The organism is Bacillus sp. SRB_8 (assembly GCF_003264205.1).
GTDB lineage: Bacteria > Bacillota > Bacilli > Bacillales > Bacillaceae_G > Bacillus_A > Bacillus_A mycoides.
In genome coordinates, this window is the sequence record NZ_NADT01000025.1 from 75608 (window position 1) to 96004 (window position 20397).

At 34.3% G+C, this 20397-nt stretch carries 19 protein-coding genes and 2 pseudogenes; 3 read left to right on the forward strand and 18 right to left on the reverse strand.

Going from position 1 to position 20397, the window contains the following annotated elements; all coding sequences use genetic code 11:
• The first annotated feature begins 83 nt into the window (after positions 1 to 83).
• Positions 84 to 479: a RidA family protein gene (locus B5P40_RS21505; RefSeq protein ID WP_113709832.1), complete on the forward strand. Its 396-nt coding sequence runs from the start codon at positions 84 to 86 to the stop codon at positions 477 to 479.
• Between the two features lie 712 nt (positions 480 to 1191).
• Here the strand turns inward: B5P40_RS21505 and B5P40_RS21510 are convergent.
• From B5P40_RS21510 to B5P40_RS21535, 6 genes are all read right to left on the reverse strand, one after another.
• Complete coding sequence (locus B5P40_RS21510) at positions 1192 to 2007, reverse strand: YwqG family protein (RefSeq protein WP_113709833.1); 816 nt, start codon at positions 2005 to 2007, stop codon at positions 1192 to 1194.
• Between the two features lie 78 nt (positions 2008 to 2085).
• On the reverse strand, positions 2086 to 2493 hold the full coding sequence (locus B5P40_RS21515) for a DnaJ family domain-containing protein (protein ID WP_002032371.1): 408 nt from the start codon (positions 2491 to 2493) through the stop codon (positions 2086 to 2088).
• 21 nt (positions 2494 to 2514) lie between these two features.
• Positions 2515 to 3711, reverse strand: coding sequence for an alpha/beta hydrolase-fold protein (locus tag B5P40_RS21520; RefSeq protein WP_113709834.1), 1197 nt, complete (start codon positions 3709 to 3711; stop codon positions 2515 to 2517).
• Positions 3712 to 3807: 96 nt separating this feature from the next.
• On the reverse strand, positions 3808 to 4173 hold the full coding sequence (locus B5P40_RS21525) for a hypothetical protein (RefSeq protein ID WP_113709835.1): 366 nt from the start codon (positions 4171 to 4173) through the stop codon (positions 3808 to 3810).
• A gap of 270 nt (positions 4174 to 4443) precedes the next feature.
• The gene (locus B5P40_RS21530; protein ID WP_063219021.1) at positions 4444 to 4815 is read right to left on the reverse strand and encodes a YxiJ-like family protein; all 372 of its coding nucleotides are present in this window, start codon (positions 4813 to 4815) and stop codon (positions 4444 to 4446) included.
• Positions 4816 to 4827: 12 nt separating this feature from the next.
• A complete protein-coding gene (locus B5P40_RS21535; RefSeq protein WP_088039463.1) occupies positions 4828 to 5679 on the reverse strand; it encodes a patatin-like phospholipase family protein in 852 nt (283 codons plus the stop codon).
• A 179-nt stretch (positions 5680 to 5858) separates the two neighbouring features.
• On the opposite strand from B5P40_RS21535, the gene B5P40_RS21540 reads away from it, so the two are divergent.
• Positions 5859 to 6236: a PH domain-containing protein gene (locus tag B5P40_RS21540; protein WP_002032364.1), complete on the forward strand. Its 378-nt coding sequence runs from the start codon at positions 5859 to 5861 to the stop codon at positions 6234 to 6236.
• A 121-nt stretch (positions 6237 to 6357) separates the two neighbouring features.
• Here the strand turns inward: B5P40_RS21540 and B5P40_RS21545 are convergent.
• From B5P40_RS21545 to B5P40_RS21565, 5 genes and pseudogenes are all read right to left on the reverse strand, one after another.
• Positions 6358 to 6831 (reverse strand): annotated as a pseudogene (locus tag B5P40_RS21545) (GNAT family N-acetyltransferase); the annotation flags it as partial.
• Position 6832: 1 nt separating this feature from the next.
• The gene (locus tag B5P40_RS21550) at positions 6833 to 7354 is read right to left on the reverse strand and encodes a YfiT family bacillithiol transferase (RefSeq protein WP_113709837.1); all 522 of its coding nucleotides are present in this window, start codon (positions 7352 to 7354) and stop codon (positions 6833 to 6835) included.
• 23 nt (positions 7355 to 7377) lie between these two features.
• Complete coding sequence (locus B5P40_RS21555) at positions 7378 to 7899, reverse strand: GNAT family N-acetyltransferase (RefSeq protein ID WP_113709838.1); 522 nt, start codon at positions 7897 to 7899, stop codon at positions 7378 to 7380.
• Between the two features lie 63 nt (positions 7900 to 7962).
• Positions 7963 to 9285, reverse strand: coding sequence for an FAD-dependent oxidoreductase (locus B5P40_RS21560; RefSeq protein WP_113709839.1), 1323 nt, complete (start codon positions 9283 to 9285; stop codon positions 7963 to 7965).
• 79 nt (positions 9286 to 9364) lie between these two features.
• Positions 9365 to 10144 (reverse strand): undecaprenyl-diphosphate phosphatase, encoded by a 780-nt coding sequence (locus B5P40_RS21565; protein ID WP_002013258.1) that lies wholly within the window; start codon positions 10142 to 10144, stop codon positions 9365 to 9367.
• 155 nt (positions 10145 to 10299) lie between these two features.
• Between B5P40_RS21565 and B5P40_RS21570 the strand changes: the two genes are divergently transcribed.
• Positions 10300 to 10506: a hypothetical protein gene (locus B5P40_RS21570; protein WP_113709840.1), complete on the forward strand. Its 207-nt coding sequence runs from the start codon at positions 10300 to 10302 to the stop codon at positions 10504 to 10506.
• Positions 10507 to 10632: 126 nt separating this feature from the next.
• Here B5P40_RS21570 and B5P40_RS21575 read toward each other — a convergent pair whose 3' ends face one another.
• From B5P40_RS21575 to B5P40_RS21605, 7 genes and pseudogenes are all read right to left on the reverse strand, one after another.
• Positions 10633 to 11013: a nucleotide excision repair endonuclease gene (locus B5P40_RS21575; RefSeq protein ID WP_002013261.1), complete on the reverse strand. Its 381-nt coding sequence runs from the start codon at positions 11011 to 11013 to the stop codon at positions 10633 to 10635.
• A 77-nt stretch (positions 11014 to 11090) separates the two neighbouring features.
• Complete coding sequence (locus B5P40_RS21580) at positions 11091 to 11654, reverse strand: GNAT family N-acetyltransferase (RefSeq protein ID WP_113709841.1); 564 nt, start codon at positions 11652 to 11654, stop codon at positions 11091 to 11093.
• A gap of 68 nt (positions 11655 to 11722) precedes the next feature.
• Positions 11723 to 12295, reverse strand: a complete 573-nt coding sequence (locus tag B5P40_RS21585) for a YybS family protein (RefSeq protein ID WP_002013264.1) — start codon at positions 12293 to 12295, stop codon at positions 11723 to 11725.
• A gap of 198 nt (positions 12296 to 12493) precedes the next feature.
• The gene (locus B5P40_RS21590; RefSeq protein WP_113709842.1) at positions 12494 to 13924 is read right to left on the reverse strand and encodes a PQQ-dependent sugar dehydrogenase; all 1431 of its coding nucleotides are present in this window, start codon (positions 13922 to 13924) and stop codon (positions 12494 to 12496) included.
• Between the two features lie 91 nt (positions 13925 to 14015).
• Positions 14016 to 15736: pseudogene (locus B5P40_RS21595) on the reverse strand (alpha-keto acid decarboxylase family protein).
• Positions 15737 to 16056: 320 nt separating this feature from the next.
• The gene (locus tag B5P40_RS21600; RefSeq protein ID WP_113709843.1) at positions 16057 to 17931 is read right to left on the reverse strand and encodes an ABC transporter ATP-binding protein; all 1875 of its coding nucleotides are present in this window, start codon (positions 17929 to 17931) and stop codon (positions 16057 to 16059) included.
• Complete coding sequence (locus B5P40_RS21605) at positions 17928 to 20174, reverse strand: ABC transporter ATP-binding protein (RefSeq protein ID WP_113709844.1); 2247 nt, start codon at positions 20172 to 20174, stop codon at positions 17928 to 17930. The genes B5P40_RS21600 and B5P40_RS21605 overlap by 4 nt, the downstream gene beginning before the upstream one ends.
• Positions 20175 to 20397: the final 223 nt, after the last annotated feature.

The window sequence follows — 20397 nt, forward strand, 5'->3', positions numbered from 1 at the left end:
TAGACAATAATTAGTAAATAGAGGATAATCCGAAATCAAAACCTAATATAAAGAAAATAAGATATTAAAAGGAGAGAAGAGGCATGCAAAAGAAATTTATCAATCCAGAAACAATGCCAGAAACTTTTGGATACTCACATGTAGTCGAAGTTAGTAATGCTAAACGAACCATTTACATATCAGGACAAGTAGCAATTAATACTGACGGTCAAATAGTTGGAATTGATGATTTAGCTACACAAACACGACAAGTATTTGAAAATATTAAAATCGCATTAAAAACTTCAGACTTAAATTTTAATGATGTAGTAAAATTAACATTTTTCTTGACGGACATTTCTCAAATGGCCATTGTTAGAGATATTCGAGATCAATACATCAACACAAACAATCCACCAGCAAGTTCAGCTGTAGAAGTTAACAAATTGATTAACAATAAATTATTAATCGAAATCGAAGCAATTGCTGTAGCAAACTAATTTTAAAAACTTATTCTTAATCATATCAACGTAATTCGTTCACTTTAAATGAATTGCGTTTTTTATTAACTAAAATATAAATTATACACGGAAACATTCTTATCAATAACACAACATAAATAACTTTAAAAAACAAATAACCACACAATCTACAACACATTATGAACCCAATTAAAAAGGGGAGACTAACAACCGCAACTAACATATAATAAGTTTATTACTTTTTACTAGTTAACATAATATATATTATACGAAGTTGTATAGAGTAAGTGTTTATCTGTATCAAAAACCAAGTAAACTATACTTAATGAGACGGAACGGGTATTTTTAATGAGATTCACATAAAATCTTATCTAAATGAATTTCTACAGTTTTTATCGCTTATTTTGCTATAAATTAATCACAGCAAATCTTAATCGATTAATTATCGTTTAACGAGTCAAAAATAATTTTGGTTAGCACGGAATTTTTTTTATGCGAAATAAATTTTTCTATACAAATGATAAATTTCATTTTATGTTTTGCTTTATAGATTTATTGCTAATTACATATGTTTTATTATTTTATATTTTTGTTGTTATTTCTTTTATTTACGCTTGACTTTCATTGTATTCTTCATTCTAGTTAACATAACGTTTATTTTTAACGTAAAGAAATCCTCCTCACCTTCAGGAAGATTTCTTTTGCTAGCTAGTAATCCATTTATCTATTTTTAGTAACAATCCCAATTGTAAATAACATTGGAAAAATCTTGATTTAATAAATCGTCTTTCTTTATAAAGAAATTAGCAACACCAGAATCTCCCCACATAATATTTAATGAATCATCTGTATCGATTTGCAGCAATAACATATCATGTTGCTGGTATTTTTCTTCCCATTCCCTTGGATCTGTCTGTGTGAAAAATGGATAACCACCAATTTTATGCCCTTGATCTTTACATAAATCATCATACAGTTCGCCTAATTCTGTATTATTTTCTTCATCAACAATTTCTTCCCAATCAATTTCCTCACTAAACATCTTTTCAAATCGATAATCCCTTGATGTTACGGGTTGATAACCCAATTCAAACTTTAATTTCGCTGCTTCAGGTATGATAAAGTCCTCTAATTCTGAAGTGTTTAAATAACTAAAATCAGTAATAACCTTATTTAAATCTTCTATAATTGTAGAATGATAAATAATTCGAAAGTCTTTTTGGATTGTTGGATGATCAAAATCTGCTCCGTAAAGCTCATCTTCAGCACTTACGAAAAACTGTAGCATACCCTTTTGAGGCATATATTCAACATGCGGCATTTCTTCAAAGTTTAGCTGCGCAAGTAACATCATAGGTTGTCCATTTGAATCTTTAGGATGCTCTTGATCTATAGGTAAATACGGATAACCACCAAATTTACTCTCAAAAAGCGTTGTCTCTGCTAATGTTCCAGACGCTTTAATATAAGGTTTCACACTTTCTTCTAAAATACTACGATACTGCTCTAGTTCTTTCGGAATTTGAAGTTGATATGTATTCTTCATTACATTTGCCTCCCCTTAATAATGAATTGAAAATGCCTTACTTAATTATATAGCAAAAGATAACTTCATTGAAAATCGTTAAATATCCGTTTTCACCCTCGTTTTTTGCGCACTTGGTGGACAAAGTAAATTATGTTCTAAAACCTTTTTATTAATAGTTCGAATTAAATCCGCTGCTTCTGCAGTATTTGTAGTTTCTTTTAGCCTTTCTTTTAAATCATCAATTTCCTTTGAAAGCTCAATCCACCTAGGTAAAACATGATTATTTTTTAAAGTTCTATACAGTTGTTTTTCAGGATTATACGAAAGATCTTTATCTAGATTTAGAGGTTTCCCTTTACCTGGCAAATTATCAAAAGACCCTTTCTTTTCTGCTTCTTTAACGATAGAGCTAATATGATCCTCATACGTGAACGACCAAACTTTTTCATCTTTAACTAAAATTTCTTGTTTTTTAAGTTTTTTATCTAGCTCATCTTGATTCATAGATTCTCTCTCCTTTTTATTTTATAGTGTGGTTTTTGTATGTTTTAATGCTTTCAACCCATCAAATAACTTTTCTCGCCACCAAACACCGTCATGACCGCCTTGAAACTCTTCATAAGTAATTTGGTATCCTTTTTCTTTTAAAGCTTTATACAGGCGTCTATTAGCCGTTAAAAGAGGTTTGTTTTCAAGTTCTCCTGCTGCTATGTAAAAATGAGGTTGACTCGTATTAGAATCTATAGATGAAATTTGATTTTCAATCCAAGGAATTTGATTTTCATAACCATCCTTTTTCCAATGCACGGATCCAGACATTGACAACACGTTTCCGAAAACATGTGGATTTTGAAGCGCTGCATAAAAAGCTGCTAAGCCACCAAGACTGAAACCAGCAATTGTTGTATGATTCTTTTCTTGATATACGTGATACCTAGCTTGAATCCATGGAAGTAGTTCCTCCGTTAAAAATGTATTCATTTTATCGTTATAAGTTAGCTCTTCTAGTCGATCAACGGGTTCTATTGCAACAGCAATACAAGATGGGATTTCTTTTTCGTATATTAAATAATTGAGTGTTCTTGCGATTGAAAGGTTATTAATGAATGAATTCCCATCAAACACAATGAGAAGTTCTTGAAGATGTGAAGTGTGAGAATAGTCATGAGGCGTATAAATATAAATTTTACGTGTGTCATTTAAAATCGTACTATGAAAAGAATATGTTTCAATTTTTCCAGATGGATAATGATCTGAAGGAAAACGACTGCTATACTGTACTTCCATTCCTATGTTTAACACAGACGCTTTATTGGCATCTTCTCCAAATGTATTTTTATTAAATCGATCTAGTTGGTACTTTTCACTGCGCTTTATCCAATCATTTTCGAAAAAATCGTTTACTGAAAAATAGTACGTTGAAATAAAACTCTCATCCGTCCTAAACGTTACATACCAAATATCTGTCTGTAACAACCGTTGTAGTTGATTTACAGACAGATCCCAACCAGGAAAACTACCGAATACATAAACGTTTTCAGTTTTTTGATCCCCTAACCATATATACGTTATAAGCTTATACTGATTTTCTACAGGACATTGTTCTATTAGTGGCGTATTATTTGACTTTATTTCATGCAAAAAAGTATAAATTGCTTTCTCGTTTCCGTTTTTTAATTGATTATTAAGTTCCTCTAACTTAGGACTAATTATAGAACACACTCTTCGCCCTCCTTTGTAGTATTCTATATGTAGTTCTTTCTTCTCATTAGAATTCCTATATGAAAATCGCCTTAGTATGTTATGTATTTAGATGAGTTATTTATTAGAAGGTTTATCAATTGCCTGAATAGAAAGTTCCAACGCTTTTATCCGTCTTGTTAAAAGTGTTCTTTGAGGACTTCCAGCTTTAGCCTTATCATAGGCCCTCTCTATTGATGGAAGCAAACCAGCAAGGATATTACGAGCTTCTGCTAACTCTTCTTGACTATACTGGTGGCTTTCTTGATTCCACACGTTTTCTAGCACTGCTAACCCTATGCAAACAGCTTTAAATCGTTTTTTCACTAATGTAGTATTTGCACCTTTTTGAGTCATCTGTAATAGTGCATTTTCAAGTTTACGAATAGTCGATTGTAAAGATTTTATTGATTCCGATTTATCTATATTTGATACGTTTTCCATGTTACTGTTGTTCCTCCTGGCTTAACTTATTTAATACTGGATATAATAAGTACTTGATTTCACTCGAAATATTTTATCATAAATAACTAACTATATTCGAATTGGATAATGAATTAAAGGAAAATGGTATCTAAACACCTCTCCCTCCTTTACATCATTCTATATGTACTTCTTTCTTCGTATTAGAATCCCTATATAAACAAGGTATTAAAATTGTATTTTTTATGAACAAAAAAACGCACAAGCAGCATAACTTGTACGTTTTTATTTTTATTCAGTAAGGTAATATAGTAGTAGTTTCCTGGTCTTCTCAAAATTCATGAAATCTCTATACAAAATGGGATACTTCACAATTTCTATTTCTAGAAAGTGATATTGCGGAAACCATTCAAAAAACGATTTCTTTAGCCACTTTATTTGATCAAACACAATCTCCTTTTCGTTGTTATTAAGTATGTAACTTAAAGTACCTGCTGTATGCATCCAATAATAATTTAAATCAGCGCTTATGCAATCATCTTCTGTAAACATATTATTAAAATCTTTTCGTATTTTTCGAAGGTCACAATTCGGAAACGGTTTAAGCAGCGGACTATGCATTTTCTGCAATTCATTAAAAATAACCTTTTTACCTAATAGCAATTTTCCACCCCTTTATTTCCTTACCCAACTTAATAATTTTTCATAATGATGTTGAGCATCTGTATAGCCAAGATTATATAGGTTAACAAGTTTCTCTTTATTTCTTTCTATTCCGCTTATAGGAAGCTGTACGCTAGGCTGAATGATATAAAAATTGTCTTTTTGTTCTATTTGATTCATATAAGTTATCGTCTCATTATAAAAACGATAATGTTCTACTAAAGATTGTGCGATATTCGGATATTTTCTATATAACATTTTAGCCAGGCCTGAAAATTTGTTTCGCTGCTTCTCATACCCTTCTGGCTTTGTCATTATAACAACGTTTTTTAAATAACCATCATTTTGCGCTTTAAAAACTGGAATAGGATCTATAATCCCTCCATCTAACAATTTTCGATTATCATATTCTACAGCAGGTGCTATAAACGGCACAGAGCTTGATGCACGAATAATTTTTAAAATATCATTTCCATGTTCTGTTTTATTATAATAAACTGCCTGTCCTGATTCACAATCAGTCGTTCCGATTACAAACTGTTCATTTGAATTTAGGAAAGTTTGAAAATCGAACGGTACAATTTTGTTTGGTACTTCATCAAATAAAAAATCCATTCCAAATAATTCACGTTTCCGAATTAAGTTTCGATAAGATATATACCTGTGATCTCCTACTAGCTCTGTATTTACTTTCTTATTTCTTCCTTTTTGACGTGACAAATATGTTGCTCCCATACACGCTCCAGCGGATACACCGACTACATACGGAAAGAATAAGTCCCTTTCCATAAAATATTCGAGTACTCCTGCAGTATATAAACCTTTCATTCCGCCGCCTTCTAATACTAAACCGATATTCTTCATGCTATATCCCTCTGCTTCTGTTTTCTTAATTACATGTTAGCACAAGATTTTAGGATGAGGTTATATAAATTAGTTGCAATAATAACAAAAAACTATTGAAGCAATGTCATAATCTATTAGTCATTCGCATGGTACAATATAAGAAACTCATTCCACATATTATAAAGGAGGAATTTCATATGGGTTTATTTAGTGGTATTTTAGGAAATGCATCAAGTGCGAGTACAGAAAGCGTTGAACGTGATTTAGAAAAGATTATGCTAGATGATGAAAAAGTTGAGCATGCTTATAAATTAATTCGTGATTTAATCGTATTTACAAATCGTCGTCTTATTTTAGTTGATAAACAAGGGATATCAGGTAAAAAAACAGAGTATCATTCTATTCCTTATAAAAGCATTACACAATTTAGCATTGAAACAGCTGGGCATTTTGATTTAGATGCAGAACTTAAAATTTGGGTATCTAGTTTGAGTACACCAATTACGAAAGAATTTAAAGGTGACGATAGTGTTTTAAGCATTCAAAAAGCGTTAGTAACATATACGACGAAATAACGCCTTTCCGTATGTTTATTCATTATCGAAATTACTAACCCGAGTATCTTGGAAGAATATGCATTATTTTTGTATATTTAATCTAAAATAATATAAAAAGGTAAAGCGTATTTCAAATGCTTTACCTTTCTTTTTTGTAATAAATAAGTGTAGTTTTATCATTTAATTTCTTTATTACTTCTGTTCTTTTATACCCCATTTTTTCGTATAGAAAACAATTTCTTTTTTCTTCTAAAATCGTAGCAAGTTCAAAACTCCGTGCTTCTGGAAACATCTCTTCAATTAAAATAAGTACCTTCTTAGCGATTCCTTTCCCTTGATAGATTGGATGAATGAACATTGGACTGATCCAAAATTTATAAGGTCTTTCTTTTTGGGATATACATATCGCTCCAACAAGGTTCGAATCTATTATTATCTTATAAAAGTTGTTGCTCGGATTATTTATTCTTAAAATAGTTTTTTCAATAGATTCATTTGCTGGATTTGTTTCATAGTCTTTATATTTATTTAATAAAGGACTAAATGAGTCTATTTGCATTTGAAATAAAACTGCTGCATCATTTTCTGTCGCCTTCTCTAATGTAATCTCCATGTTACCAATTTAGTCGCTTTCTTAATGAAGTTATATGCGCTGTATGATGACGTCCATGCCATGCATATAGTCCAATTGCAGCAGCAAGTTTTGTTTCTCCTGATTCAGGATGATTAAATGTCTTTTCTAAATCTGCCGGTTCTAAAGAATATAATAAGTTAATCCATCTTTTATGTAATGAATCTAGCATTACAAGTGAAACATCTACTGGTAATTTCGAGTCAGGTAGCTCTGCCCATTTTTCTTCTTTGTACGGTTTAATAGTTGGATTCTTTTCTGTCAGTGCTAATTTAAAGCGTATGTAGCTATTCATATGACTATCAACAACATGATGAACAACTTGGCGAACAGTCCATCCGCCGACGCGATACGGTGTATCTAACTGCTTCTGATCTAAATCTTTTATCGCTCTTGCTAGTTCATTAGGTAAATCCTCTATTTCTTGAATCCATTTATCAATTATTTCTTCTGTAATAGTTCCTACGTAAGTAAATTGACCTATTGGATAACGTAAATCCTTCATGTACATGTCCCTCCCTATTATTTTTAACCCTTAGTAGTCCTCCAAATATAATGTACGAAATTTACGTTTTCCCCGTTTAAATCTACAGTAGTTGTCTCCGCTTCCTTTTCACGAGAAAATCCGTTCTTTTCTAATACAATTTGTGAAGCTATGTTATTTGTTGTTGTCATAGCATGTATTTCATTAATTTCATAGACTCTTGCTTGAGCCAAAATCAATTTTACAGATGCTGCTGCAACTCCTTTTTTTGTAAAACCCTCTCCAACTCGGTAGCCTAACGACCCAATTCGTTTTTCCTTATCTACATCAACTAAATTGATACGTCCTACAATTTCTTTTTCTGTATTACGTATGAGATGAAAATAAGAAATCCCCTCAGTTTGTTCTTTTAATAGTTCGGCAAGTTGCTTTTGAAAGTATTCATACACGTAATAATTAGAGCCACGACTTGGTACCATTGTTTCAAAAAATGATTTGTTCGTGAGTTCAAAATTAAATAAATCTTCAGCGTCTTGATTCTTTAATTGTTCTATGTATATTTCCATCCCGTTTACCCCTTCTTGATTTACTAACTGTTATACATTCTTTTTTAAACGATAATTTTCCTGCTATTTCTTTCGTCTGAGTAATACAGTAAGTAATACTCTAGGATGAAAAAGATGAAATGGACTACGAATTAAGTTCATAACTCTGACTAACCGAATATAAATATCAGAATCACTTGCAGAAAGTTGATATATTTGTTTCGTATACCATTGCTGAAATTTTTGTTTCGTAGTTAATTCTTTCTGTAACTTAGGATGACGTGCTATCTCCGTTGTGGTCATTTCCCAAGGTGTTTTGATAATCATAGCAGTCTTCCTATAAAACTCTCGAGTTAATGTTTTATCAAGCCTTTTTCTCCCTTGAAGAATTAGTTGCAATTGGTGAGCTTCCATAGCTGCAACTGAAACACCTTGTCCGAAAACTGGATCAAAACGACAATGCGCATCTCCAACTACTAACAATCCTTCAGGCAAATTATTAACTAGATCAAATCGCCTGCGTACTTGATATGGAATTTTGTACGTTTTTATATCGGTAATCGCCTCAGATTTGTTTAGAAACTCTGTAACATTAGTGATTGATAGGTTTTCAGCAAAATCATAAAATTCATCATCTGTTTGCGGTGCTTTTTCATTTGCATATCCACTAAAAGTAACAAAATAACGATCATCTTCAATCGTTTGAATTAGAACACCATAAGGATTCTCAGGAAAACTTGGAGACATAAGCATATTACAGCAGTCTAATTTCTCTTTTTCTTTGAGCCTAAACATTCTAGTTGCGTAAAACAAATCAATTCTTACTTTCTCTTCTTGTACTTCGAAATTGTATTCTTGTAACCAATCTATACTTTTCGAACCAAATCCACTTGCATCAACAACAAGATCTGCATGAAGTTCTTCTTTCATTCCTGTTTTCAAACATTTAGCTCTTATTCCATAGACTTTATTAAGCTTGTTATCTACTAGTAATCCTTCAACCAACATTTCATACTTCGAAGTAACATTTGAAACTTGTTCAATTCGTTTTTGAATATGCGATTCTAACAGAAGACGACTTTGTTGAATCATATTTATTTCGCCTTTGAAAGGCTGCTTCCATAGGCCGAACTGATGCCATTTTAAATCGCGAGTAAAATTATTTACGATGCTACCTGCTTCAATTAATTCATTAGTAATGTTAGGAAACAACTCCTCAAGTGCTTCTTCGCCGCCTTTTAATAACACATGCGGATGATTACTTTGCGGAACTCTTTTTCGCGGACCTTTTCCATCCCATTCTTCACCAGCTTCTACAATGATTACTTCTTCAAACGTATTTGATAAAGCCTTTGCGGCGAGTTTTCCTGCGATACTTCCACCAATAACAATAGCCTTAGTAAACATTTTTCCCCCTTAATGAAAAGAGATCCTGTCGTGTATGAATGGAACAGGATCTTAACTAATAATTCCTTCATAATTATATTTAAAACACCTGTGTGAATTGCAACATTAAAATTAAAATACCTAATCCCCATACGTAATACGCGAATACTTTTAAAGAATGACGTTTTAAATATTGAATCATCCATGAAACTGCTATGTAACCAAAGAACGCTGCTGATAATGTTCCGACAATTAATGATGTACTAGAAATAGATTCAGCTTTCCCTTGAAAAACATCTGCAAATTGCAAGATGATAGCTCCGACAATAGCTGGTGTTGATAATAAAAAGGAAAAGTACGCCGCTGTTTCACGGTCTAACTTTCTCCATAATGCAGCGACAATTGTCATTCCAGAACGGGAAATTGCTGGAAATATAGCTACTGCTTGAAATGAACCAATTATGAATGCATCTTTATATGTAATATCATTCATTTTTTTACGACCGTTCTTTTGTTTATCGGCCATATAAAGAAATAAACCCGTCACTAAAAACTCCCAACCTATTGTTATACCTGTTTTTGAAATATCTTCAAAAAAGTCTTTAAATAATAAGCCGATTACAACCGCAGGTATCGTCCCGACAATAAGTAATAGCATAAGCTTTGAAAATGGATTTTTTATTAAATAAATAAATTCTTTTCTATAATAAATAAACACCGCAAGTAACGTCCCTATATGCAGCATCGTATCTAAAAACAAACCTGCCTCATCTAACTGAAAAATATGTCGCCCTAAATATAGGTGACCTGTACTGCTTATAGGTAAAAACTCTGTCAGCCCTTGAATAATTCCTAAAATAAAAGCTTCTAGCCAATTCATGATGATCTCCTTTCTCATTTGCTTGTACCAATATATGATGCTTTAATTTTTGTTATGAAAGAAAATATATTTCTCTTGGGGATTTACTTTAACCTTTATTTAGAAGTTATGGATTGCGATAAAGATGGATATATATGTAAAAAAGGAGGGTTTACATGGAGAAACACACAAAATTAGGCAACATATTACTTTGGATTGGACAAATTCTTGTGTTCTTAGGCTTATGTATGACAAATGTAATTACAGACATACCTTTCTTCGAAGGAAAGCATAAAACTTTTGGAATTATTATGTTATTTATAGGGGTACTTTGTTTAATTGCCGCTCATTACTTTAAAATACGAAAAAATTCTGCCGATTAAATAATCTATTCCCTTATAAGGAGGAACAAATGCGAGGAAAATCATTACGGACAAAAATTACAAAACTATATAAATAAAAACAATCCTAGTGTATGTACTAGGATTGTTTCATTTCGCTAATGTTGTTTATTTATAAAACACTTTATCAACGTTATATTTCGCTTTGTACTTATTAATGATGTATGTTTCGTAAATTTCTCTTTCAGTTGGATCTTCTACGATACATGCATCGATGCGGTATACTTCATCACGATTATTTTTGATTGGTGAAACATTATCTTCAAAATGCTTTTTAATACGTTGTCTAATTTTACGAGCTTTACCTACGAAAAGAAGTTCGTCATTAATATTGTAAAACATAAAAATGCCGCCTTTATCTCTAGGGAACAAGTGGAAATCGATAAAACCGTTAATTGGAGTAATTAATGGCTCGTCTCCTTTAATAACTTGGTTACGTTCAGTAATTGAAACATCGGCTTCAGGAATATTAATTTTAATCAAGTTCATTCACGTCCTCTTTTATTATAAAGATAAATAATAGCATAAGTATGTAAGAAAAGCTATGTTAAGAGAGATATTTCATTTTATAATTCAAATATTATAGGTATATCATGTAAACTTTTTCTCCAAATCATATGATCGTTTGATTCGCCCCAATAATCCTTCAGCATATAACTAGGTTCTCCAAACTTTTTTGTCCATATACTTTGTGCTTTTTTGTATCCACTATCTAAACAGCATTCGGTTATTCCTCTGCTAAGTAATGTAAGATACATTGTATTTAGTAGTAAACTCCCTATACCTTTTCTTTGATACTCCGGAAGTATAAATACAGTTCCTATTTCATACAAATCCTTAAGTACACCGTCTGTACAACTATTAATCAATGCACTTGCTGGACCGATTTCAATCGTTCCAATGATTTTATCGTTACTTGTATCTATCGCTAATAAAAAGTAACGATTTTCTCCATTACTATCAAAATCATTTTTTAAATATTTCTTTTTCGAGTTAATTTCATTTTCTATGTCATCTAATAGATGTGATAACCCTTCGTTTTTAAATGTATTAGTAATAACAAGACGAAAAAACAAATGTAATTCATCTAAATCATTCGAATTCGGCCTTCTAATTTCAATGTTATACATGGCTTACATCTCCAACCTTTGAAAATATATGAGAAAGTGTATTTGTTCAAAAAGATTTTATGCAATTGCTAAGACCATACTTTATATACTCTATTCATTATTATTCTACACAACTCTGCATAGATCCAGCAGTATAAAAAACTCAGTATAAATATTAATGTAATAACTTTTATATCCATAGTCGTATGAATAGTAGGACCAAGTACAGGAAAACGGAAGATATCGAGAATGATCATAATTCCTATAAGTAGACATATCGCTGAAAAGGAAATTACCCAAATCCTCCTCTTGAATTGTAAAAAGGATACTCCTAACGCTATACCTAATAAGCCTGTAGTAAAGGGAAAGACAATTAGTTCACTTGGCTCAATAATGAATAATAGGAAAATAGTAAGAATATAAGAAAGTACTCCCTCACGAATAGAATAACAAATAGCCAGAAAAATCGGTAGCGTCGCGAAAGGACTAATAAATAACCCAATTCCAGGGATTAAGTTCCCCGCAGATTGAAAAATAGCAGCAAATGAACCGAGTAATGCTGTAATGACTAACCTACTTGCAGGCGTCACCTTTCTTTTATGAACAAAATTCGCATCCTGCTCTATCATCCATTGATACCAATAGCTTCTAAAGCGATTCATCAAATTCCCCCCTAAAGAGACTTAATTCACCATTTTCTATTTTTATTCAAATACTTATTGGTTATGTTTTACTTTCTGCTTGTTAGGAATCACTATACAATAGATGTTTATCCATAGAAGGTTTTTTAAGAGGCGCTAAGTCGTGCGTTTGAAAAAGTATGAATTCCATATATTTTTAGACTAAGAGTTTATACCGTATCATGGAACAATTTCAAAAATAGTACCTTTGTTAAATTCAGTTACTTTCATAGAACCATAAACTCCTAAATATAATCTAGTTTGATCTAAGTTTGTTCCTAAACTAACATAATAAGCTGCTTGAGTCCCAAAATCATAAGTGGTTTCAATAACATGAAAATCATTACGTTTCCCGTCTAGAGCTGCTCTAGTAAAAGCTAACACTCCCTTTACTGGAGATTGAAATTCTTCTTTCTTAGCAAGATCAGTAAACACGATACTACCAGTTAAACTAGGAATTGTAGTTCCCATATATGGTTGTACTCCTGTAAGTGAGGTTCCTCCAAACTTATCTGCTCTGGAATCTTTATGAAAATAACTAATTAGGGGCTGTATGCGCCTCACTGATGTTTCTATTGTTTCATTATAATAAGCCATTGTTCTCTCATCTAAAGTAGGATTCTCAGAACAGTGCCTTATAAAAGAAGTAGGAAATTCTCCTTCCCATCCTCGCCAACCAAAATTAATAAATCCATCTTGATTGGGAGTGGATCTCATTAAATGCGTTTGAACAAGTTCGGTAACCGGTATGGGTTTATAATGAACAAACGAAAAAATAGACTCTACAATATCCTGCCCGACATTTCCAGCATATTTGATATACTGATTATAAAACCTTTGAAATGAAATACCTGTTATATTCCGAACTCCTTTCGCAATTACTGTAAGTGTTTCTTGTATAGATAAAGGAAACTCATTAAAGCGTGTAACTACTGGAGGGTTATTTATGAATGTATTTTTACTTACATCAATTTCAATTATTTTACCCGCTATTTCTAAATCATCCTGGCTTAAATTAAATGGATCATAACCCGATCCACCATCTCCATTTGTAAAAACAAGTTTTCCACTCTCAGGTGAAAAGTTTAAACTATTGACTCCGTTATGATTAAAAAAGGGCCTTCTTATGTTAAGTAATATCCGTCGTTTTTGAGGTTGACTATGTGATTGTAAAATCCATTCCTCAACCGTATCAATATGATCATATTGAGTATCTCTATTTACCCACTTTAAGTTTAAAGTTTTCGGATCACACGGATTAGGTTTAAAAGGTTCAGAAAGGGCACCCGGACCTTGAGTGCCAGCTACTGAATAATGAAGGTAAAATAAACCGTTTTGATAAAATTGTGGATGAAACGCTAGTCCTAGCAATCCGCGTTCATCATAACCGCTACTAGAGACACCTTCTTCAAACGTGCCTAATTTGATAATTCGCGGGCGAATATCTAAAAAAGTCCTTATAACTCCGTCTCCTATGTAAAAGATTTCTCCTACCTGGGTTGCAATAAATAACCTTTCAATTGAGTCACCTGGTAGTATAGTTGTTTTCAAAACAGTAGGTAAATTGAACTTACTTGCAATGGGTCGTAAACTAACCTTAACTTTTGTCAACTTACTTTACACCCCTTTAATTGCGTTTTATTAAAAGAATATGATTAGAACTGTTTAATTAGTATCCAATTAGGGACTAGAGAATTGGATATTATTTCTGGCTGCGCTGCATTTCCTGCTTCTCCATATAACTGCGCATCCGTCGCATATATTCAGGTGCGTCCATTGGATTACCTGCGATCATTTCAATTATACAGAGTCTTTCGGCGCTTTCCTTTTCAGCATGGATTATAGCCTGATCAAGCTCTCCATAGGTCCGGACCGTAACGGTAAACGCGTTACCTCCAAAAGCTTCGGCCAGCTTGGTGTAAGACCATCGAGGGATTTGGTTGTACTTTTGATCCTCTGTTTTGACATTTAAATATCTCTCGATTGTATAACCATCGTTGTTCAAAACAAAGATTATAGGCTTGCAGCCGTAATAGAGCATAGAACTGATTTCCTGTACCGTTAGCTGCAGGGCACCGTCACCTGTAAACACCAATACTCGGCGTTCCGGCGCGGCCATAATAGCACCAAACGCCGAAGGGATTGCGTAACCGATGGACTGCCATCCACCTTGTCCAATATATGTTACATTGCCCGGCAGTCTTATCTCTCCCATTCCGTAATAAAGCGTTCCGGTCTCGGCGATTACAATATCCTCCTCTTTCAGCATGCGCTGAAAACGTGGATAATAGCCGTCCGCCATTAGAGGTCCGTCGGCAATAGTTGTGAATTGCTCATAAGGGAATGACAATTTTTTTGTCAAACCTTTGCCCTTATAATTCACCTTCTGAACGGCAAGTAGCATGTCGGCTGCAAGAACATTCGGATATTCCGCCTCAGCGATTTTAACTATATCCGGTTGAATATTGACAGTTATCAGCGGATTCAGCTTTGCGGTAAAACTTGCGGTGTTTGTGTCCGCCCATACCATGCCAATCGCAATGATACAATCTGCATTCTCTACCGTACTTTGGACTTCAGTCCTCCCGAAAGAGCCTTGATACATTCCGATATAATTTGGATGGTTCTCGTCGAATCCTCCCTTCCCGTACATCATCGTTACAACAGGCACATTCATATTGCATCGGCTAGCTGCCGAGTCGCTGTCTGAAGGCCGAATCGCATCGTTTTCACATCCACCAAGATAACTGGTCGGTGGGAACGTTCCAAAAGCGGACGGACATGATTCACTGCAGCCTGAAGGGTATTCGGATTGGATGTTGGACGTGGTGGTACCGGTTCTGCCCAGACTTTAATTGGCTTGGTCACTAAATCATTAGCCACAACCAGGTATACCGGCTTTTTCTTTTCCTTAGCAATGCGAATCGCAGTCTGAATTTCAATCTTGGCATTTTCCGGCGTAAGCACCGCGGTATATGCCGTAATCTGCTCATACACCTTGCGAAAAACGTCAAAATTCCCATCCATTAAGGTGTGATGCATAAGCTTATGCTCTTTTTGATCCTTCTCAGGAGGCGCACCCACAATGTGTATAATTGGCACATGCTCGCTGTTGGCTCCCGCTATCGCATTGCATGCACTGAGCTCCCCGACCCCAAATGTCGTAATAAGAGCCGATATTCCTTTGATTCTTGCATAGCCATCTGCAGCGTAGCCCGAGTTTAGTTCATTTCGTCCTTCTATAAAACGGATGCCGTTATAACACTCCAAAGTATCAAGAAGTGTAAAATTATAGTCCCCTGCCACACCAAAAATTTCGGTAATGCCCTCGAGTTTCAGGCAATCGAACAAATACTGACCAACCGTTTTTTGAGCAGGTCCCCTTTGTAAACCAAAGTTGCCCGAATTAATCATTTTATCCATCGCTTGCTCACTCCTTATCTATTTCTTTGGCTTGTTCTATTTTATAGTACCCTTTTTGATAATTCCCTTTAATTAAACCGGTTATCCGTTGTGCAACAATTAATCGGGAAGAATTACAAGAATGTATTAATTAATCTTCTAATGTTCTTTTTAAATTGTTTCCCTTTAAAACATCCCATTTATCATGCTCCTCACTCTGTTTTGCAAAAGTCTAGCTTACTTTTAAAAACTTTGTAACAGAACCTTAAAAATAATAAAAACCCACGAAGAAAATGCATTTTCTTCGTGGGTTTAGTTATTTAAATGGACTTTCACCTAACTCAAGAAGCATCCGCACCTTCAAACTGACTATTATAAAGCGAAGCATAGAAACCATCAGCTTTCAATAACTCTTCATGATTACCTTGTTCTACAATATCTCCGTCTTTCATGACAAGGATTAAATCTGCATCACGTATTGTTGATAATCTATGAGCGATAATGAAGCTTGTTCTACCTTCCATAAGGTTTTCCATCGCTTTTTGAATCAGTACTTCTGTACGAGTGTCAATGGAGCTTGTTGCTTCATCAAGTATTAATATTTTCGGATCCGCTATAAGGGCACGTGCAATTGTTAGTAGTTGCTTTTGTCCTTGGGATACGTTACTTGCTTCTTCGTTTAGTTCCATTTGATATTTATTTGGTAATGTTTTTACGAAGTTGTGAACGTGAGCTGCTTTCGCTGCTTCAATTACTTCTTCGTCTGTAGCATCGAGTCTACCGTAACGTATATTTTCCATGATGGAGCCGTTAAATAGCCAAGTGTCTTGAAGTACCATACCAAACATGTTGCGCAGGTCTTCTCGCGTGAAGTCTTTTATATCGTGACCGTCGATACATATTGCACCGCTGTTTATGTCATAGAAACGCATTAACAGTTTTACAATCGTTGTTTTACCAGCTCCGGTTGGTCCGACGATTGCTACCTTTTGTCCAGGTTTAATGTTAGATGAGAAATTATTGATGATGATCTTATCTGGATTGTATCCAAATTGAACATCTTGGAAGGTAACTTCTCCTTGAACTTTTTGCAGCTTCACTGGATTTTCTGCTTCTGGCACTTCCTCTTCTTCTTCTAAAAATTCGAAGACTCTTTCTGCAGCAGCTGCAGTAGATTGAAGTACGTTCGCGATTTGTGCTACTTGAGCGATTGGTTGCGTAAAGCTTCTAACATATTGCACAAAGGCTAAAATGTCTCCAACTGCGATGGTTCTCTTTACCGCAAGCCATCCACCTAAAATAGATACAGCGACGTAACCAATATTACCGATAAATGTCATAATCGGCATCATCATTCCAGATAAAAATTGAGATTTCCATGCGGAATGGTAAAGGGTATCATTTACCTTTTCAAATTTTTTTACTTCTTCTTCTTCTTTGTTGAAGGCTTTTACGATATTGTGACCACTATAAATTTCTTCGACCTGACCGTTTACGTGTCCTAAATATTCTTGCTGGGATTTGAAGTATTTTTGTGATCGTTTTACGACTGCCATGATGAGAATCATCGATACTGGCAATATTAAAAGCGCCACTAATGTCATTTGCCAGCTGATTGATAACATCATGATAAGTACACCGATGATTGTAATAACGGATGTGATGATTTGCGACATACTTTGGTTTAAAGTTTGGCTCACCGTATCTACGTCATTTGTAATTCTCGATAATACTTCGCCGTGCGTTGTTTTATCAAAGTATTTCAGCGGCATACGGTTAATTTTTTCATCGATTTCTTTTCTGAAGTTATAAGATACTTTTTGAGCTACTCCAGAAATAATGTACCCCTGGATAATACCAAACACAGTGCTCAGTATATATAATCCAAGGAGTAAAATGACAATGTTTCCGATATAGGTAAAGTCAATGGCCGCACCTGGTGCTCCTGATACTTTGCTTACGAGTCCTTCGAAAAGTTTTGTTGTCGCGTTTCCTAAAATTTTTGGACCAACGATTGTAAAGGCTGCACTGCCGATTGCGAAAAGGATAACGATTAAGATTGATAATTTATAGGGCTTCAAGTATTGAAGGAGTTTATTCATCGTTCCTTTGAAGTTTTTTGCTTTCTCAATCTTTCTCATGCCGCCGCCCATATGACCGCCACCGCCAGGACCAGGGCCGCTTTGTTTTCTATTATCTATTTTTCTATCACTCATGATGACAACTCCTCTCTTGAAAGTTGTGATAAAGCAATTTGCTTATAAACTTCACAGTTTTCCATAAGCTCTTCATGAGTACCAGTTCCAATTATTTTTCCTTCGTCAAGTACAATAATCTTATCGGCATTCATGATTGTACTGATTCTTTGGGCAATAAGTAAAATAGTACTTCCTGTAATCTCATTGTTTAAAGCTCTGCGCAATGCTGCGTCTGTCTTAAAGTCAAGAGCTGAGAAACTATCATCGAATATGAAGATTTCCGATTTTTTCATAAGAGCACGCGCAATAGAAAGTCTTTGTTTTTGACCACCGGAAACGTTCGTACCACCTTGTGATATTTCTATGCGGAAGCTTTCAGGCTTCGCGTTAATAAACTCCATAGCTTGCGCGATTTCCGCCGCTTTTTCGAGTTCTTCTTCAGTTGCTTCTTTTTTACCATATTTCAAATTACTCTCGATTGTACCTGAGAAGAGAACTCCTTTTTGCGGTACATAACCAATTTTCTCTCTTAATTCCTTCTGAGATACTTCTCTAATATCCGTGCCATCTATTAATATTTGGCCGCTTGTGACATCGTAAAAGCGTGGAATTAAGTTGATTAATGTTGATTTACCACTACCTGTACTTCCGATGAAAGCTGTCGTTTCACCAGGTTTTGCAGTAAAGGTGATATTGGAAAGCACATCTTCTTCTGCACCTGGGTATCTAAAGCCAACATTTTTAAATTCAACGTAACCTTTCTTGTCTGAAGCAAATGTTTTCGGCTCTTTTACATCACTAATGGTAATGTCAGTATCTAAAACTTCTGCGATACGTTGTGCGGAAACTGAAGCACGTGGAACCATAATAGATACCATTGAAATCATTAAGAAGGCCATGATGATTTGCATTGTATATTGCATAAATGCCATCAAATCACCAACTTGCATATGTCCCATATCCACTTGGTGTGATCCAACCCAAATAATAAGTACAGTAACGGCATTCATGATAAACATCATCATTGGCATCATAAATGACATTAAACGGCTTACAAATAAATTTGTTTTTGTTAAATCTTGATTTCCTTTTTCAAATTTCTTTTCTTCATGTTTTTGAGTATTAAAAGCACGAATAACGAGCATACCGGTTAAAGATTCACGAGTGATTAAGTTAATTTTATCTACTAACTTTTGGATACGCTTAAACTTAGGAATCGCGATGCTAAATAAACCAATGACTAGGCTTAAAATCGCAATTACCGCAACTGCGATAATCCATCCCATTGAAAGGTCTGTAGTAAGTACTTTAATAATGCCGCCGATACCTAAAATTGGTGCATAGAATACAATGCGAAGCATCATAACCATAAGGGTTTGAACTTGCTGGATATCATTTGTACTTCTTGTGATTAGAGATGCAGTGGAAAACTTATCAAACTCCGCATTCGAGAAGTTTGTAACTTTCCGGAATACTTTCTTTCTAAGGTCTCTGCCGAGTCCTGCAGCTACTTTTGCAGCAAGTAAACTCACGATAACGGTAGCTGCCATACTTACTAAGGATAAAAGCAGCATTTTCCCGCCGGAAGTAAGGATGAAATTAGATTGAAGCTTATCTATATTGATACCGATCTTTTTATACTCATTCTCAATGAATGAAACGGCTGATTGCGTTACCATGCTACCTGGCATATTCTTAAACTTTTCATCTGCCTTTTCTTTCATTGCATTGATTTGATCTTGAGGAAGTTTCGCAATGATTGCAAAAGGATCTGTATTTGGCGGAAGTTTCGCTAGTGTGTTGTTGTCACCTGTCGCAGCAGGAGAGAAAGCAGATGAGCCACCTTTTTCAATTCCTTGTGTAATTAACATTGGTTTCCCAAAGATATCGTTAAGTTCGTTAATTATTTTTTTATCTTCTGTATGTAACTTATAAAGTGGCTCTTTATCAAGCTGCGGATAATCTTTTAAGTCATTTTTTAGTTCACTTTGAGAGAGGTTGTTCTTATCTAAAAGCACATAGTTGTCAGCAACTTTTTTCTTCTCATTTTCATTCATAAAGAGCGTAAGTTTATCCATTTCACTTTTACGAATAACCTCAGGTACTGCATTTTCTACACCTTTTTGTTGAATCCCTACATTGACAATGTTAGACATGTAGTCTGGCAGTGATAGATCGCATACTGCCTGTACAGTTAAAAGACATACAACTGCAATAATGGAAGCAATAAATGGTTTTAAATGCTTGATGATCTTTAACATTTAGTTCATCTCTCCATTTTCTTTGTCTAATTTTTTTAGTTTTTACTCCGCTTCTCTCCTTTATTCTTCGTATTCTCAGTAATTCATTCTAGCAGCTCTTTACGTATTTTCGACTACAAATTAATTTTATGACTATATGAAGATATGATGCACCGAAAATAGGCTCTTTTTTTCAAAAACGTTTTTTATATTCGGTAAATCAGCAGTAATAGACTTACCTTTG

Excerpts from the sequence above, each read along its gene's own strand:
- B5P40_RS21505 (WP_113709832.1), top strand. The coding sequence starts at position 84 with ATGCAAAAGAAATTTATCAATCCAGAAACAATGCCAGAAACTTTTGGA.
- B5P40_RS21510 (WP_113709833.1), bottom strand. The coding sequence starts at position 2,007 with ATGAAGAATACATATCAACTTCAAATTCCGAAAGAACTAGAGCAGTAT.
- B5P40_RS21515 (WP_002032371.1), bottom strand. The coding sequence starts at position 2,493 with ATGAATCAAGATGAGCTAGATAAAAAACTTAAAAAACAAGAAATTTTA.
- B5P40_RS21525 (WP_113709835.1), bottom strand. The coding sequence starts at position 4,173 with ATGGAAAACGTATCAAATATAGATAAATCGGAATCAATAAAATCTTTA.
- B5P40_RS21535 (WP_088039463.1), bottom strand. The coding sequence starts at position 5,679 with ATGAAGAATATCGGTTTAGTATTAGAAGGCGGCGGAATGAAAGGTTTA.
- B5P40_RS21540 (WP_002032364.1), top strand. The coding sequence starts at position 5,859 with ATGGGTTTATTTAGTGGTATTTTAGGAAATGCATCAAGTGCGAGTACA.
- B5P40_RS21550 (WP_113709837.1), bottom strand. The coding sequence starts at position 7,354 with ATGAAGGATTTACGTTATCCAATAGGTCAATTTACTTACGTAGGAACT.
- B5P40_RS21555 (WP_113709838.1), bottom strand. The coding sequence starts at position 7,899 with ATGGAAATATACATAGAACAATTAAAGAATCAAGACGCTGAAGATTTA.
- B5P40_RS21560 (WP_113709839.1), bottom strand. The coding sequence starts at position 9,285 with ATGTTTACTAAGGCTATTGTTATTGGTGGAAGTATCGCAGGAAAACTC.
- B5P40_RS21565 (WP_002013258.1), bottom strand. The coding sequence starts at position 10,144 with ATGAATTGGCTAGAAGCTTTTATTTTAGGAATTATTCAAGGGCTGACA.
- B5P40_RS21570 (WP_113709840.1), top strand. The coding sequence starts at position 10,300 with ATGGAGAAACACACAAAATTAGGCAACATATTACTTTGGATTGGACAA.
- B5P40_RS21575 (WP_002013261.1), bottom strand. The coding sequence starts at position 11,013 with ATGAACTTGATTAAAATTAATATTCCTGAAGCCGATGTTTCAATTACT.
- B5P40_RS21580 (WP_113709841.1), bottom strand. The coding sequence starts at position 11,654 with ATGTATAACATTGAAATTAGAAGGCCGAATTCGAATGATTTAGATGAA.
- B5P40_RS21585 (WP_002013264.1), bottom strand. The coding sequence starts at position 12,295 with ATGAATCGCTTTAGAAGCTATTGGTATCAATGGATGATAGAGCAGGAT.
- B5P40_RS21600 (WP_113709843.1), bottom strand. The coding sequence starts at position 17,931 with ATGAGTGATAGAAAAATAGATAATAGAAAACAAAGCGGCCCTGGTCCT.
- B5P40_RS21605 (WP_113709844.1), bottom strand. The coding sequence starts at position 20,174 with ATGTTAAAGATCATCAAGCATTTAAAACCATTTATTGCTTCCATTATT.